The following is a 14743-nucleotide window of genomic DNA, read 5'->3' as shown; positions in this document are numbered from 1 at the left end:
TATCTGCGAATTACTCTTCTACAACAATTCCCATACTTCTAGCAGTACCTTTCACCATACTAATGGCCGCTTCGATACTACCAGCATTTAGGTCTGGCATTTTTTGTTCAGCAATTTCTTTTACCTGATTCATTGAAACTTTAGCAACCTTTGTTTTGTTAGGTGTACCAGATCCACTCTCGATTTTTGCTGCTTTCTTTAATAGAACAGCTGCCGGTGGCGTTTTAGTAATAAAGGTAAAAGATCTGTCCTGATAAACAGTAATAACAACTGGTATAATTAAACCAGCTTGATCTGCAGTTCTAGCATTGAATTCTTTACAGAATTGCATTATATTAACACCCTGTTGTCCTAGAGCAGGACCAACTGGTGGTGCTGGAGTAGCTTTTCCTGCAGGAATTTGCAATTTTACTAATCCTGTAACTTTTTTAGCCATGACTACACCTCCTCATTTATCTATGTGTATTCCTATTCTCATACAATTCTATTAAATTGTATGTTTATCTTAAAAAAGCAGTTCTTGCTTTTTAAAAGCAAACTATAACTTCTCTACTTGTACAAAATCAAGTTCTACAGGTGTTTCCCTGCCAAACATAGAAATCAGAACTTTGAGCGTATGTTTTTCCAAATTAATTTCCTTCACATTTCCAATAAAGCTTTCAAAAGGTCCAGATATCACTTTAATCGTATCTCCCACGGCCATATCAATTTCAGGGACAGCTTCCTCAATACCCATGTTTCTAACTTCTTCATCAGACAATGGAATTGGTTTCGATCCCGGACCAACAAAACCAGTTACGCCTCTGGTATTTCTCACAAGATACCAAGACTCATCAGTCATGATCATTTTTACGATAACATAGCCTGGAAAGATTTTCTTCTGTTTAACCTTTTTCTTTCCGTTCTTAATTTCTACCTTGTCTTCTGTGGGCACTGCAACTTCATGAACTACATCTTCCATGCCTCTATTTTCTACAAGCTTTTCGATGTTTGCCTTTACTTTATTTTCATGCCCAGAATAGGTATGCACTACATACCATTTCGCTTTTTCCGACATACTAGAGAGTATCTATAGAATGCTATAGAATACTCTTCCCTCCCTCACTATTTAATGATCCACTTAAGGATCTGTCCAAATGCACTGTCTACGAACCATATTCCTAATGCAGCGACTCCGCATGTAATGAATACAATTCCCGTGTATGAGGTTAGTTCTTTTTTGTTTGGCCAGTTGACTTTTTTCAATTCTGATTTAACACCTTTTAAAAACTTGCCGAAATCTCGTGTTTTTCCCAAATTATTTGTATTCGTTTGTGTTGCCATACTCAATTCACATCCTTATATATTAATATGGAAAACATACATACAAAGGGTAAGGATTACTTTGTTTCTTTGTGAGAAGTATGAGCTTTGCAAAACTTGCAATATTTCTTCATTTCTAATCTGTCCGGGTCATTCTTTTTATTCTTCATTGTGTGATAATTCCTTTGTTTACACTCTGAACAAGCAAGGGTAATTTTTACTCTCATTTCTACACCTCCTAAAACTTGTGTCTATCTCAAGTACCTTTGCAAATCGACGCAGATATCTCATTATAATACCATTACTTAATAAAGCTATCATAATTTTTAGCGGATGTCAATAAGGTTTTTATGTGTTCAAACTTGGAGAAGACAGCATCTACAAGCATTCAGTCTCTGTTTATTGATGATAAACACAGAGAAAAAAATACCAGCTTTTCTTGTATTTTCTTCTCTGTGTTTATATTCACAATTCCAACTTAGTATAACCAGTATTTGTTATGTTTATTACCTTATTCCTTAGATTCCTCTATGAAAATTATGATCATTTAAAAGGACTAGGCTTGGCTTACAAACCTAGTCCCTCTATATCTTTATGAATTATTCAACGATAGAAGCAACAACACCCGCACCAACTGTTCTTCCACCTTCACGAATCGCAAATCTTAATCCTTCTTCGATGGCAATTGGGTTGATCAATTCGATGATCATTTGTACGTTGTCTCCAGGCATACACATTTCCATTCCTTCCGGTAATCCAATGGATCCTGTGATGTCTGTTGTTCTGAAATAAAACTGTGGTCTGTATCCGTTAAAGAATGGTGTATGTCTTCCACCTTCTTCTTTCTTTAATACGTATACTTCCGCTTTGAACTTCGTATGCGGTTTAATTGATCCAGGCTTCGCTAATACTTGGCCTCTTTCAATGTCATCCCTTTGCACACCTCTTAATAATGCTCCGATGTTATCTCCAGCTTGTGCTTGATCCAATAACTTTCTGAACATCTCTACTCCTGTTACTACTACTTTTCTTGGCGCTTCTGTTAATCCTACGATTTCTACTTCGTCTTGTACTTTTACTACGCCTCTTTCTACTCTTCCTGTTGCAACTGTTCCTCTTCCTGTGATAGAGAATACGTCCTCTACCGGCATTAGGAACGGCTTATCTGTTTCTCTTACCGGTTCTGGAATGTAGCTGTCTACTGCTTCGAATAATTCAAGGATTTTGTCTCCCCATGGTCCTGCCGGATCATTTAATGCATGTAATGCTGATCCTCTGATGATTGGTGTATCATCTCCCGGGAATTCATATTCGCTTAATAATTCTCTTAATTCCATTTCTACCAAGTCTAATAACTCTTCGTCATCTACCATGTCGCACTTGTTTAAGAATACTACAATGTATGGTACCCCTACCTGTCTGGAAAGCAGGATGTGCTCTCTTGTTTGCGGCATCGGTCCATCTGTTGCTGCACATACTAGGATTGCTCCATCCATTTGTGCTGCTCCTGTAATCATGTTCTTTACATAGTCAGCATGTCCTGGACAGTCTACGTGTGCGTAGTGTCTATTTGGTGTCTCATATTCAACGTGTGCTGTTGAGATTGTGATTCCTCTTTCTCTTTCTTCCGGTGCTTTGTCTATTTGGTCGAATGCTACTGCGTTACCAAATCCATATCTCTTGTTTAATGTTAATGTGATCGCTGCTGTTAATGTTGTCTTTCCGTGGTCTACGTGTCCGATTGTTCCAATGTTAACGTGGGGCTTATTTCTCTCAAATTTAGCCTTTGCCATTTTTTTCTCCTCCTATACACTCTTAATATTGTACACATGCTTTAAAAGTATATTTTAAAAATAATTCACAGTAAACTCATCCGGGTGTATCTATATGTATGAAATAAATTATGGAGCCCATGAGCGGATTCGAACCGCCGATCTCCGCCTTACCAAGGCGACGCTCTAACCTACTGAGCCACATGGGCATTCACTGTTTAATATTTTACTATCTTCTACTATACATGTCAACTCTTTTTAACAGAAAACATTTTCCAATTTTTAACTGCTGCGTACTTCCAAATATCGCTCTAGCTTACGCTTTACCCGCTGAAGGGCATTGTCAATAGACTTTACATGCCGGTCTAAATCCTCTGCAATTTCCTGATAAGATTTCCCTTGTAAATAAGACATCAATACCTTCCATTCCAAATCACTAAGAATCTCACCAATCTTTGATTCGATATGACCTAGTTCTTCTCTGGATATAATTAATTCTTCAGGATCAGAAATCTTCGCGCCGGACAAGACGTCCAACAACGTTCGATCGGATTCTTCATCGTAAATAGGCTTGTTTAAGGAAACATAAGAGTTCAAAGGAATATGTTTTTGTCGGGTCGCAGTTTTTATTGCTGTAATGATTTGTCTTGTAATGCACAGTTCTGCAAAGGCTCTGAAGGAAGACAGCTTGTCCGAACGAAAATCTCGAATTGCCTTAAATAAACCAATCATCCCTTCTTGGATGATATCCTCTCTGTCTGCACCAATCAAAAAATAAGACCTTGCTTTAGCACGGACAAAGTTCTTGTACTTCTTTATTAGATATTCCTGGGCCTTAGCATCTCCATTTCTTGCATCCTCAACAACTTCTTCATCAATCATACGTTCATAGCTGTCCAATACTTCCTTTTGTGCTCCTATTCCCACCAATATCGCCTCCAGCACTGTATTCAATTTGTGCTTTTCTTTTGTATAGAACAAAAAGCCTTTGCTATCCTGCCAAATATCACAGCACTTCTCTCAGGAGAAACCATGGTTTTTGACTACTCCTTGTATATCAAAAGCACAAAAACTGTATTTTTATTATATCGCAACCAGATTATGTAGTCAAGCTGATTTACTGTTTTCTTCGCCATTTTTCAAGGATTTGAACAGTTTCATCATCTAACCGATCCGCTAAAGCGGAACGATTCTGACGAATTTCCTCTGCTTTTTTTCGAATATTCTTCTTCACCAGGTCCATCTCAATCCGCAGCTCCCTGGCAGAAATCCTGGTAGCACCGCTGCCAAGCACAAACTGTTGCTCTGCCCAATCAGAAGTAGCAACTCGAACCCTATTTCTTTGATTTCGGGTCAACTGTTCTACTTGTCTCTCAATATAGGAGTCTGCCGTTTGATGCTCTTTCGTAAATACCACTTCAACACCGCTAATGGTTTCATTTTTTTGGTTACTCCCCTTTACCAAATGTGCATCAAATACAATAGTCACCCGTTCTCCTACAAAGGATTGATATTCTATCATTTGCTCTATCAGATTTTCCCGAGCCTGCTGCAGATTGGCTCCACTTGCTTCTTTCAACTCTGGCCAAGCATTGATAATATTATACCCATCAACAAAAAGATAATTGCGCAAGAACGATTCACCCTATTTCCTTCGATCTCTTTGCCGCATAACCTCATACATCAGCAGGGAAGCAGCTACAGAGGCATTTAAAGAGCTTAATTGTCCCTTCATTGGTATGCGTACAATAAAATCACATTTTTCTTTTATAAGCCTGCCAATGCCTTGTCCTTCACTACCGATTACCAAGGCTACATTTCCGGTTAAATCCTGCTCATAATAGGTGCTCTGCCCATCCATATCTGCTCCAACTACCCACAATCCCTTTTCCTTTAAATACTCGATGGTCTGTGAAATGTTAGAGACCTTTGCAACAGGGACGTATTCAATAGCACCAGCAGAGGTTTTTGCTACAACTGCCGTCAATCCCACTGCCCTACGTTTTGGTATGATTACACCATGTACACCAGCCGCATTTGCCGTACGGAGAATAGATCCTAGATTATGGGGATCTGTAATCTCATCTAAAATAACAATAAAGGGTGATTCTTCCTTCCGGGCCGCGCTTTCTAATATCTCATCAACTTCTACATATCGATAAGCTGCCACGAAGGCTATAATCCCTTGATGGGCATGGGATTCTGAAATTTGATCGAGCTTTTGTCGCTCCACATATTGTATAGGGATTCCTCGATCCTTTGCCACTCCTACTATTTTTTGAACAGATCCTTGCTCGGCTCCCTTTGCAATGAATATTTTGTCAATTTCTCTTTCTGCTTTTAGTGCTTCTAAGACTGGATTTCTTCCTTCAATCTTATCTGATTGCGTCATTGATTGGCACCTCACTTATTTTTTCTAATAGCTTTCCCATAGGTTTATCTGCTTATGTAAATCTGCAGCCTCGCCTTATGACAATGCTGCAGATTATATAGTTTATCCTAAGCGGAACGGCACAGGGGCCATTCCCTACAACTAGTTCTATCCTATCAATAAAAAGTTCATCTTCCCGATTCTAAATCTATATATCCTATAGGCTTTTAAAGAATTCTCTTACCTCAAGGGTTTTTCCACAGGTCATACTGCCTTCAGGACATGGATCATTCAGGCAGTTCGGGCCGCTATACTTAAACAGGCTAGGGGCTACTGCTTTTACCAGTTTTAACATTTCTGTAGCCAGCTGGCGAATTTCCCACTGTGCTCTTTCGCAGCATCGATGATGGAAAAAGTTCATCAGGGTTCTAGCGTTCATCGTATAAACAATTTTTGTTTCACAAGCATTTGGGAATACATATCGTGCATCCTCAATAGACATCTTTTCTGCTGCCATTTTTGCCTGTTTTTCTGTTTTTCCTTCCTGGATCAACTGGTCAAAATGTTTTTTATAGAGGAGCTCTACTAATTCATTATAATGCTTCTGATCTGCTTCCATTGCCTGAATGAATTTTTCCTTCGCCTCAGGGATTTCTGCGATACTTGGTGGGATAATATACTCAAATTGTTCCAGCTTTACATATCGCTGCGACTGCTGGGAAAAAGATGCAATTCTATGTCTTACCAACTGATGGGTAAGTACCCGGCTAACACCCTCTGCTGCAAAAGTAAATGATACGTGCTCTATGGGAGATTCGTGGCCCATACCCATCAACATCCCGACAAATTTCTCCGCTTTCTCCTCAGTCAAGTCCTCCATAATCTTGTCTACACCTACGGGGGAATAACAGAGTTTTGCAGCTGCAGCGACCACCTTTTCAGGTTGCGGTGTATATTGAAGCAGTTCTACCTTCATTTTCCATCCTCCTCATCATGATGTTTTTTCCTTTTATCCAAAATTATACCACAGGTCTATAGGATTTAAAAAACAAAAAGGCCAGTAATCTGACCCTATTTTTCTATTCTCGGCTAAGCACCCGGATTTCCTTGTAAGGAATCAGGTATAGAAAATATCCTCTGACTTTCGCCCTATATTGGCCCTGAATTGTTCCTTGTATATATTCCTTTCCCTGCTCGTCCAAATATTCAATCCGGGAAATCCCTTCTTGGCTAATCTGCTCTATCGACACTACTCTATATTTTACGATATTATTTCGCTTCAAGAACCCTTCCACTTTTTCATCAACGGCTTTTTCTACAAACTGTTTGAATTTCAACTCTTCCTCTGTCTTAGTTTTTGCTTCATCTAAAAAGAATGACTTAGAAAACAGTACTGCCACCAGTAATAGGGTAACCAACGATAAAATTTTTTCCTTCTTATTCATGAATTGTCTCCTTTTGTTCTATAATTTCTAAGGCATACTTAATGACTTCTTCTAACCGAAGGTACTGCTCTGTAAGGTACAGGTAGCCGATCAAGGTTTCAAAGCCAGTAGCATATCGATAATCCCCTACATTCGCATTTTTAGGTGTCGTGCCGGATTTTTGATTTCTTCCCCGTTTAATAATACTCCATTCTTCCTCCGTCAATCGTGGCTCCAACAGGTGTACAATTTCTGCTTGCGCCGCTGCCTTTACAAACTTAGTGGCCAGCTTATGTAGTCCATTTACGTTTCCACCATATTGGTGAAGGATATAGATTCTGACAAAAACTTCATATACCGCATCTCCTATATAGGCTAACACCAATGGATGAGTAAACTGGATCTCTTCTTTTGTTTTTGCTGTCAATCCCATTTCCTTTAGAAAATCTATATTCATGAAAAAACCTGCCTTTTTCAATTGCTATATTGCATTTTAACACAATTCACTTTCTTTCACAAGGTATTCTATTTGGAGGGCACGGAGACCCTCCTCTGCAATCTTCATTCTACTACAAATTACTTTTTTATAATCCGTACCCCTTGTGGAGTATCTTCTATGGTAATACCTCTTTCCTTCAATTGGTCCCTGATTTGATCTGCTAAAGCAAAGTTTTTTTCCTTTCTTGCCTTTTGCCGCAGTTGTACCAGCTCCTCAACCTCAGTGTCGATCGTATCTTCTTTTTTTGTTAAGAGTCCTAAAACGCCGGTCAGTTCTATAAGTAAGTCAAGGCTGCCTTTGATAAGCTGTTTACTATGCTCGATTCTAACGGTAGCATTCATCTCTTTGACGAGTTCGAAAATAGCCGCGATGGCATCAGCAGTATTGATATCGTCTTCCATTGCTTCGATGAACTTTTGGCGATATTTCTCAAATCTATGGTATAAATCTTTTTCAATCGCATCCAATTCTTTTTCTACTGCATTTTCCAATAAGTGCTCTAGATTTTTCTTTGCGTTATAGAATCGCTCTAATGCATTTTTTGACTGCTCCATTAGTTCACGACTAAAATTGATGGGATTTCGATACTGCGCCGATAACAAAAAGAATCTCACTGTTTCTGCGTCATATTCTTTCAAAATATCTCTTACAGTAAAGAAGTTTCCCTTTGATTTAGACATTTTTTCATTGTCTATATTAATATATCCATTGTGGATCCAGTACCTTGCAAAAGGGTGTCCACTGCAGGCTTCACTTTGTGCAATTTCATTTTCGTGATGAGGGAAGATCAAATCTTGTCCGCCTGCATGGATATCAATGGTTTCTCCTAAATACCTTGTAGACATTACAGAGCATTCAATATGCCAACCGGGCCTTCCCTTTCCCCAAGGACTATTCCATGCCAATTCATCAGATTTTTGTGCTTTCCATAAGGCAAAATCCATAGGGTTTTTCTTGATTTCATTTACTTCAATTCTAGCACCAGCCTCTAAATCTTCCAGATTCTGTTTTGACAGTTTCCCATAGTCTTCAAAGCGTGCTGTATCAAAATAAACATCTCCATTTACTTCATAAGCATAACCCTTCTTAATCAGTTTTTCTACAAAAGCAATAATCTCTTGAATATTCTCTGTAACCTTTGGATGAATATCTGCCCTCTTAACACCCAAAGCCTCTGCATCCTTAAAATATTCTTGAATATATTTTTTACTAACCTCTTCAGGACTGATACCCTCTTCTTCTGCTCTGTTGATAATTTTGTCATCTACATCCGTAAAGTTTTGTACATAGGTTACCTTATAGCCTCGATACTCTAAATATCTTCTAAGGGTATCAAATACCACAAAGGGTCTGGCATTTCCAATATGAAAATAGTTATATACGGTGGGACCGCAAACATACATCTTCACCTCACCAGGTATCATAGATATAAATTCTTCTTTTTTTCTTGTTAAGGTATTAAATAATCTCATATTATCGCTCCTTTTCTATTGTCTTTTTTTCCAGCTCTACAATTCGTTTTCTCAAGCACTCCAGTTCTTCAGCAACAGGATCTGGCAGCCGCACCTGATCTAAATCGATTTCTTCCTTATGCATATTTTTCAGTTTTTTATTATCTTTAATTACAATATGCCCCGGTACACCTACAACTGTACAATTTGGCGGTACTTCCCTTAGCACCACTGAACCTGCACCAATCTTTGAATTATCTCCAACCTTAAAAGGCCCTAATATTTTTGCACCACTGCTAATAACTACATTATCCCCAATAGTAGGATGTCTTTTTCCTTTTTCTTTACCTGTTCCCCCCAAGGTAGCTCCTTGATAGATGGTTACATCATTCCCAATTTCCGCGGTTTCTCCAATGACTACGCCCATCCCGTGATCAATAAACAATCTTCTCCCAATTTTAGCACCAGGGTGAATTTCAATACCTGTAAAAAATCTGCTGATCTGAGAAACTACCCGGGCTAAAACTGCAAATCCTCTATTATTCAAACCATGAGCGATACGATGATTGATAATTGCATGAATGCCGGGATAGCACAGCAGTACTTCCAACCTGCTTTTAGCAGCAGGATCTCTTTCCATTACTGCCTTAATATCTTCATTGATCATTTGAAAAAACTTACCCACACCTGTTCCCCTCCAATTCAAATAGAAATAAAAAAAACCTTCGTCTCAATAAATACAGAGACGAAGGTACTTCGCGGTTCCACTCTGCTTAGGCTATTGCCTCAGCTCAAAAGCATATAACGGTGCCTACCGGCTGCGCCTACTGATCTTTCGGGCAGCAACTCCCAGGTGCACTTCAGTAAAAGTATCGCCTTAAACTACTCTCAGCCAATGGTAGTTTTTCTCTGTCAGGTTCTCTTTACTTACTCTCCTGTTCCAAGTCTTTTAAAGATTTACACGATAAAAATAAATACATTTGTATGAGGCAAACCTTGTGTCTGCCCATTTTTCGGAACAGCACAGGGGCTGTTCCCTACAGTTATATTTAATTTCAGAGACGTTTGTTTATATATAATTATAATAGATGTTCTTTCACATATTCTATGCGGGAAAGAATATTTTGTTTCCCTAAAACTTTAATAATCAGAGGCATATCCGGCCCATGGGCACTTCCTGTCAATACAACACGCACTGGCCGGAATAGATTCTGTCCCTTGATACCCGTTTCTTTCTGAATTTCTTTAAATACTTGCTTTCCAAAGGCTTCATCTATCGCTTCGGCAGCAATTACCTTTTGCTTGAAAATCTCTACGAGCTGTGGCACATGCTCTAGCTTTAATAATTCTTCTGCTTCACTATCTTCAGGCTCAATTTCTGTCTTAAAGAAAAGATCCACCTTATTGACGATTTCTCCTACGTAAGACAGATATCCTTTTAGTACTCTAACCATGTCCACCAGCCATGCATATTTTTCCTTGGCTTCTTCTTCAGTAATATACCCTGCTCCTATTAAATGTGGTATGGCCAAATCTGTAATTCGTTCATCACTGCTTTCTTTAATGTAATGGGCATTGATATAGTTTAGTTTATCAGTGTCAAAAACTCCGCCACTCTTAGATACCCTATCTAAAGAAAACTGTTCTATTAACTCTTCCATAGAGAAGAGTTCTTTATTCTCTTCAGGACTCCAGCCGACTAGAGCGATATAGTTTACCAATCCCTCAGGCAAATAGCCCTTTCGAATAAAATCTTCTACCGCCACATCTCCTTGCCGTTTGCTCAGCTTCTTTTTGTCCGCATTGAGGATGTTTGGAAGATGTACAAACTGAGGCGCTTTCCATCCAAATGCTTCATAGGTAAAAACATGCTTTGGGGTAGAGGGCAGCCATTCCTCACCTCTTATGACATGGGTGATTTCCATAAGATGGTCATCCACCACCACCGCAAAGTGATAGGTTGGGAACCCATCAGATTTCATTAATACTTGATCATCCATATCTTCTGTGTTCACAGTCACATGGCCTCTAACAATATCATGAAAATGAATGTCTCGATTAGTAGGTAATTTTAGACGAATTACATGAGGTTCACCTTTTGCTGCCCGTTCTTTTGCTTCTTCTAAGGAGATTCCTCTACAAAATCCATCGTATTTCGGCAGCAATCCCTTTGCTTTCTGAACCTCTCGAACCTCTTCGATTCTCTCTTTGGAACAGAAACAGTGATAAGCATGTCCACTTTCTAGCAGTTGCTGTATATGATTTTGATAAATATTCAAACGTTCTGATTGTATGTAGGGTCCTTTTTCACCTTTTTGTACGATATGATCTCCTTCAAAAACAGCACCCTCATCATGATTGACACCGGCCCAAGACAGTGCCTGGATCATTCCTTCTACCGCACCTTCCACATAACGGGTTTGATCCGTATCCTCTATTCTTAAAAGATACTGGCCTTCATTCTTTCGTGCAAATAAATAATTGTATAGTGCAGTTCTTAAGCTCCCAATATGAACAAATCCCGTAGGACTTGGTGCAAATCTGGTTCTTACTGACATGTACATACCTCCCTATAGCCAATGTAAATCCGTTTATCTTAAATTAACATTGTTTTTTCAACTATCTCCAGTATATTAGCTTATTATACCCCAAAAAAAATTTCCAATCAAGAAATTTGTCACATGCTTAGGGGAAAAACAAGACAGCGATCTCTCGCTGTCTTGTTTGATTAGTATGCTTTCGCTACATATACCATATGTTTCGCTTCTTTGCCACAGAAATGGCATTTATCTCCCAAATCCTCCTGCTCAAAAGGAATGCATCGAATGGTTGCACTGGTTTTTGCCTTAATGTTGTCTTCACATTCCCGGCTGCCGCACCACATTCCCTTAGCAAAGCCTGGAGATGTTTCCATTTTCTTTACAAGGTCTTCAAAATCTGTAATATAGTATGTTTTTTCGTCTCTTAGTTTTCTTGCCTTTTCTAATAATCCCTCGTGAATATCATCCAACAGCTTTTCCACGGTTTCCTTTAATCCATCCATGGAAACAGGTTGCTTTTCCAATGTATCTCTTCGGAAAATGACTACCTGATTATTTTCGATGTCCCTTGGCCCTACTTCAATTCGAATCGGTACACCCTTCATTTCCCACTCATTAAACTTCCAACCCGGTGAATAATTCTCACTGTCATCAATCTCTATACGGATTTCATCTCCTAGTGCTTTCTTCAACTCATAAACCTTATCTAGTACGCCTTCTTTATGTTGCGCAATTGGAATCATAACTACTTGGATCGGTGCTACCCTTGGGGGCAGTACCAGTCCGCGGTTGTCTCCATGCACCATGATGATCCCGCCAATGAGTCTTGTAGAAACACCCCAGGAAGTATGATATGGGTTCTGAATTTCTCCGTTTCTGTCTAAAAATGTAATCTCAAATGCCTTTGTAAAATGCTGCCCAAGATTATGGGATGTTCCAGCCTGCAAAGCTTTTCCATCATGCATCAGTGCTTCCATCGTATAGGTCGCATAGGCACCGGCAAATTTTTCCTTGTCGCTTTTTCTTCCGGTAACCACTGGAATAGCCATCAGATTTTCCGCTGTTTCTTTATAGATCTGCAGCATTTGTAAGGTCTCTGCCTGCGCTTCATCATAGGTTTCATGCAGCGTATGACCTTCCTGCCATAGGAACTCAGAGGTTCTTAAGAAAGGTCTTGTGGTTTTTTCCCATCTTACCACACTGCACCATTGATTATATAGATAAGGAAGCTCTCTATAGGACTTTAACCACTTTGCATACATTGAGCAAATAATCGTTTCCGATGTTGGTCGAACACATAGTCTTTCTGGCAGTTCTTCTTTTCCACCATGGGTAACCCATGCCACTTCCGGTGCAAATCCCTCCACATGCTCTTCTTCCTTTTTCAAAAGACTCTCAGGAATGAGGAGTGGAAAGTAACAGTTTTTGTGACCGGTATCCTTAAATCGTTTATCCATGTATTTCTGGATATTCTCCCAGATGGCATAACCATAAGGTTTAATCACCATAAATCCTCTTACCGGTGAATAATCAACTAAATCTGTCTTTAAAATCACATCGGTATACCACTGTGGAAAATCTACTTCCATGGGAGTAATATCCTGAACAAATTCCTTTTCTTTTTTTGCCATAATCTTTCTCCTTTCTCATTATATGTAGGTTAAGCATATGCTCGAAAATGTATTCAACTGCCGCAGAAGCGTACAAAACAAAAACCTCTCTTCTCCACTGCTGTTGTAGAGACGAAAGGTTGATTTTCCGCGGTACCACTCTAATTAATCTCCTTTAGGAGACTCTCTTGATTCGGCTGTAACGGACCGAGGCCGTTAAGACTTACTGTTTTCAGTCCCAAACTCCGGGGCGGGTTCGTAAAGCTGCTCCTACAGAATCTTTCAGCCAGAGGATTCTGATCTCTACAAAGTGCTAACCTTCTACTATTCCCCATCTTTGTTTTTAATGTTTTAAATTTAAGTATATATTAACCAATTCATTTGAGATTGTCAACGCTAAATTGCATTCTTCATCAATACTTCCTGCGAAAAGATCGTTACTACAGCCTGGGCTGCAATCCCCTCGCCCCTGCCTGTAAAACCTAATTTTTCTGTAGTCGTTGCCTTAATATTGATATTATCCAGGGGAATTTCCAATGTTCCTGCAATTTTTTCACGCATGGTTTCGATGTAAGGAGCCATTTTAGGTGCTTGTGCAATAATGGTGGCGTCCACATTATTTACACCATATCCTTTTTCTTTTAATTTAACTTTAACCTCTTGCAATAACTTCATACTGGAAATACCACGATAGCTTTCATCACTATCTGGAAAATGACGTCCAATATCACCTAAAGCTGCTGCCCCTAACAGTGCATCTTTAATAGCGTGCAGCAGCACATCCGCATCAGAATGACCCAATAGTCCCTTTTCAAATGGAATTTCGACACCGCCTAAAATCAGTTTTCTTCCCTCTACCAATTGATGTACATCAAAACCGCTTCCCACTCTTATCATACTGATCCTCCCTGTCATCTTATCTTAGGTGCTGCTTTTTTCCGTATGACTTATTCCTTTCTTTCTCCTGTCATATCCTTTAGAATCTTGAATTCCTTTATCATACGATAAGGCTTGGTAACAACTCGAAAAGGAATAGAACATAGGAACTTTGACAGATCATCACGCATTTCTTTGCTCATCCGTTCCGGTTTACTGGTGACTCTTCCCAAAACATCTGCTGCATAATTAGAAAGTACCAGCTTTTCATCAATTTCCAAAGAGGTTTCACATTCGATACAGGAAATTTTCTCGATGTTTTCTCCAAGATACACCACCTCATGGAGGGTATTTTTATTACAGTTTATGCAATAAAGATCTGCTTGCATTTTTGTAATATTCATAGAAACACCCCATTCATTTGAGTATATACACAATTCTTAAAATAATATATGAAAAACCATTGGTATTTATAATAACATCATATTATATATTCTACTATTTGAATAGTTGTTTTATTTTATTCTTCTCCTTTTGTTTTCTTTTATAAAGAAGTATTGCCATAGAAATCTCCTTTCTACAGCAATACCCCTATCCTCCATACTTAGATTTCTTATTCACCAAAATTTGTTTGGATTAATGCTACCATAGATTCTACTGCCAGTTGTTCATCTTCTCCCTGCGCTGATATGAGAATATCACTACCACATGTAATTCCTGCAGACAGCAACCCTACAATACTTTTTCCATTTATCTTTCTTTCTTTAAAAGTAATCGTTATATCCGCACTAAAACTGGATGCTTTTTTCGTAAATTCTGATGCCGGTCTAGCATGCAATCCTGTTTTATTTGTAATTCTAACTGTTTTACTGTACACCAGCCTTCCCCCTTTCATCAT

The 14743-nt window shown here is 39.0% G+C and carries 18 protein-coding genes, 1 tRNA gene and 2 other annotated features; all 19 genes read right to left on the bottom strand.

The window, feature by feature from the left end:
* Positions 1–10 precede the first annotated feature (10 nt).
* Positions 11–436 (bottom strand): 50S ribosomal protein L11, encoded by a 426-nt coding sequence (gene rplK / locus Gferi_RS17325; RefSeq protein ID WP_069978682.1) that lies wholly within the window; start codon positions 434–436, stop codon positions 11–13.
* Between the two features lie 102 nt (positions 437–538).
* On the bottom strand, positions 539–1057 hold the full coding sequence (gene nusG / locus Gferi_RS17320; protein ID WP_069978680.1) for a transcription termination/antitermination protein NusG: 519 nt from the start codon (positions 1055–1057) through the stop codon (positions 539–541).
* A gap of 47 nt (positions 1058–1104) precedes the next feature.
* Positions 1105–1323: a preprotein translocase subunit SecE gene (secE, locus tag Gferi_RS17315; protein WP_069978678.1), complete on the bottom strand. Its 219-nt coding sequence runs from the start codon at positions 1321–1323 to the stop codon at positions 1105–1107.
* Between the two features lie 56 nt (positions 1324–1379).
* Complete coding sequence (gene rpmG, locus Gferi_RS17310) at positions 1380–1529, bottom strand: 50S ribosomal protein L33 (RefSeq protein WP_069978675.1); 150 nt, start codon at positions 1527–1529, stop codon at positions 1380–1382.
* A 372-nt stretch (positions 1530–1901) separates the two neighbouring features.
* Positions 1902–3095: an elongation factor Tu gene (gene tuf, locus Gferi_RS17305; protein ID WP_069978673.1), complete on the bottom strand. Its 1194-nt coding sequence runs from the start codon at positions 3093–3095 to the stop codon at positions 1902–1904.
* Positions 3096–3206: 111 nt separating this feature from the next.
* Positions 3207–3283 (bottom strand) — tRNA-Thr (locus Gferi_RS17300).
* 73 nt (positions 3284–3356) lie between these two features.
* Complete coding sequence (gene sigH, locus Gferi_RS17295; protein ID WP_334292703.1) at positions 3357–3956, bottom strand: RNA polymerase sporulation sigma factor SigH; 600 nt, start codon at positions 3954–3956, stop codon at positions 3357–3359.
* A 235-nt stretch (positions 3957–4191) separates the two neighbouring features.
* Entirely contained in the window at positions 4192–4707 is a 516-nt protein-coding gene (locus tag Gferi_RS17290; RefSeq protein WP_069978670.1) for an NYN domain-containing protein, read from the bottom strand.
* A gap of 12 nt (positions 4708–4719) precedes the next feature.
* Positions 4720–5466, bottom strand: coding sequence for a 23S rRNA (guanosine(2251)-2'-O)-methyltransferase RlmB (rlmB, locus tag Gferi_RS17285; protein WP_069978669.1), 747 nt, complete (start codon positions 5464–5466; stop codon positions 4720–4722).
* A 196-nt stretch (positions 5467–5662) separates the two neighbouring features.
* Positions 5663–6421 carry an FAD-dependent thymidylate synthase gene (gene thyX / locus Gferi_RS17280; RefSeq protein WP_069978667.1) on the bottom strand — a complete coding sequence of 253 codons (759 nt, stop codon included), beginning with the start codon at positions 6419–6421 and terminating at the stop codon, positions 5663–5665.
* A gap of 103 nt (positions 6422–6524) precedes the next feature.
* The gene (locus tag Gferi_RS17275; RefSeq protein ID WP_069978664.1) at positions 6525–6890 is read right to left on the bottom strand and encodes a hypothetical protein; all 366 of its coding nucleotides are present in this window, start codon (positions 6888–6890) and stop codon (positions 6525–6527) included.
* A complete protein-coding gene (locus Gferi_RS17270) occupies positions 6883–7326 on the bottom strand; it encodes a Mini-ribonuclease 3 (RefSeq protein WP_069978662.1) in 444 nt (147 codons plus the stop codon). The genes Gferi_RS17275 and Gferi_RS17270 overlap by 8 nt, the downstream gene beginning before the upstream one ends.
* A gap of 119 nt (positions 7327–7445) precedes the next feature.
* Positions 7446–8840 carry a cysteine--tRNA ligase gene (gene cysS, locus Gferi_RS17265; RefSeq protein ID WP_069978660.1) on the bottom strand — a complete coding sequence of 465 codons (1395 nt, stop codon included), beginning with the start codon at positions 8838–8840 and terminating at the stop codon, positions 7446–7448.
* Position 8841: 1 nt separating this feature from the next.
* Positions 8842–9504, bottom strand: a complete 663-nt coding sequence (gene cysE / locus Gferi_RS17260) for a serine O-acetyltransferase (protein ID WP_456297970.1) — start codon at positions 9502–9504, stop codon at positions 8842–8844.
* A 53-nt stretch (positions 9505–9557) separates the two neighbouring features.
* Positions 9558–9771, bottom strand: a binding site (T-box leader).
* Between the two features lie 127 nt (positions 9772–9898).
* Entirely contained in the window at positions 9899–11377 is a 1479-nt protein-coding gene (gltX, locus tag Gferi_RS17255) for a glutamate--tRNA ligase (RefSeq protein WP_069978658.1), read from the bottom strand.
* Between the two features lie 170 nt (positions 11378–11547).
* Positions 11548–12990: a proline--tRNA ligase gene (proS, locus tag Gferi_RS17250; protein ID WP_069978656.1), complete on the bottom strand. Its 1443-nt coding sequence runs from the start codon at positions 12988–12990 to the stop codon at positions 11548–11550.
* Positions 12991–13094: 104 nt separating this feature from the next.
* Positions 13095–13316, bottom strand: a binding site (T-box leader).
* Positions 13317–13365: 49 nt separating this feature from the next.
* Entirely contained in the window at positions 13366–13863 is a 498-nt protein-coding gene (ispF, locus tag Gferi_RS17245) for a 2-C-methyl-D-erythritol 2,4-cyclodiphosphate synthase (RefSeq protein WP_069981491.1), read from the bottom strand.
* Between the two features lie 53 nt (positions 13864–13916).
* On the bottom strand, positions 13917–14249 hold the full coding sequence (locus tag Gferi_RS17240) for a hypothetical protein (protein WP_069978654.1): 333 nt from the start codon (positions 14247–14249) through the stop codon (positions 13917–13919).
* 209 nt (positions 14250–14458) lie between these two features.
* Complete coding sequence (locus tag Gferi_RS17235) at positions 14459–14722, bottom strand: HPr family phosphocarrier protein (protein ID WP_236932620.1); 264 nt, start codon at positions 14720–14722, stop codon at positions 14459–14461.
* Positions 14723–14743: the final 21 nt, after the last annotated feature.

The sequence above is a fragment of the Geosporobacter ferrireducens genome (genome assembly GCF_001750685.1).
Lineage (GTDB): Bacteria > Bacillota > Clostridia > Peptostreptococcales > Thermotaleaceae > Geosporobacter > Geosporobacter ferrireducens.
This window is presented reverse-complemented; position numbering and strand designations above follow the sequence as displayed.

Excerpts from the sequence above, each read along its gene's own strand:
- rlmB (WP_069978669.1), bottom strand. The coding sequence starts at position 5,466 with ATGACGCAATCAGATAAGATTGAAGGAAGAAATCCAGTCTTAGAAGCA.
- thyX (WP_069978667.1), bottom strand. The coding sequence starts at position 6,421 with ATGAAGGTAGAACTGCTTCAATATACACCGCAACCTGAAAAGGTGGTC.
- Gferi_RS17270 (WP_069978662.1), bottom strand. The coding sequence starts at position 7,326 with ATGAATATAGATTTTCTAAAGGAAATGGGATTGACAGCAAAAACAAAA.
- secE (WP_069978678.1), bottom strand. The coding sequence starts at position 1,323 with ATGGCAACACAAACGAATACAAATAATTTGGGAAAAACACGAGATTTC.
- proS (WP_069978656.1), bottom strand. The coding sequence starts at position 12,990 with ATGGCAAAAAAAGAAAAGGAATTTGTTCAGGATATTACTCCCATGGAA.
- Gferi_RS17240 (WP_069978654.1), bottom strand. The coding sequence starts at position 14,249 with ATGAATATTACAAAAATGCAAGCAGATCTTTATTGCATAAACTGTAAT.
- tuf (WP_069978673.1), bottom strand. The coding sequence starts at position 3,095 with ATGGCAAAGGCTAAATTTGAGAGAAATAAGCCCCACGTTAACATTGGA.
- rpmG (WP_069978675.1), bottom strand. The coding sequence starts at position 1,529 with ATGAGAGTAAAAATTACCCTTGCTTGTTCAGAGTGTAAACAAAGGAAT.
- gltX (WP_069978658.1), bottom strand. The coding sequence starts at position 11,377 with ATGTCAGTAAGAACCAGATTTGCACCAAGTCCTACGGGATTTGTTCAT.
- Gferi_RS17275 (WP_069978664.1), bottom strand. The coding sequence starts at position 6,890 with ATGAATAAGAAGGAAAAAATTTTATCGTTGGTTACCCTATTACTGGTG.
- rplK (WP_069978682.1), bottom strand. The coding sequence starts at position 436 with ATGGCTAAAAAAGTTACAGGATTAGTAAAATTGCAAATTCCTGCAGGA.
- sigH (WP_334292703.1), bottom strand. The coding sequence starts at position 3,956 with ATGATTGATGAAGAAGTTGTTGAGGATGCAAGAAATGGAGATGCTAAG.
- nusG (WP_069978680.1), bottom strand. The coding sequence starts at position 1,057 with ATGTCGGAAAAAGCGAAATGGTATGTAGTGCATACCTATTCTGGGCAT.
- cysS (WP_069978660.1), bottom strand. The coding sequence starts at position 8,840 with ATGAGATTATTTAATACCTTAACAAGAAAAAAAGAAGAATTTATATCT.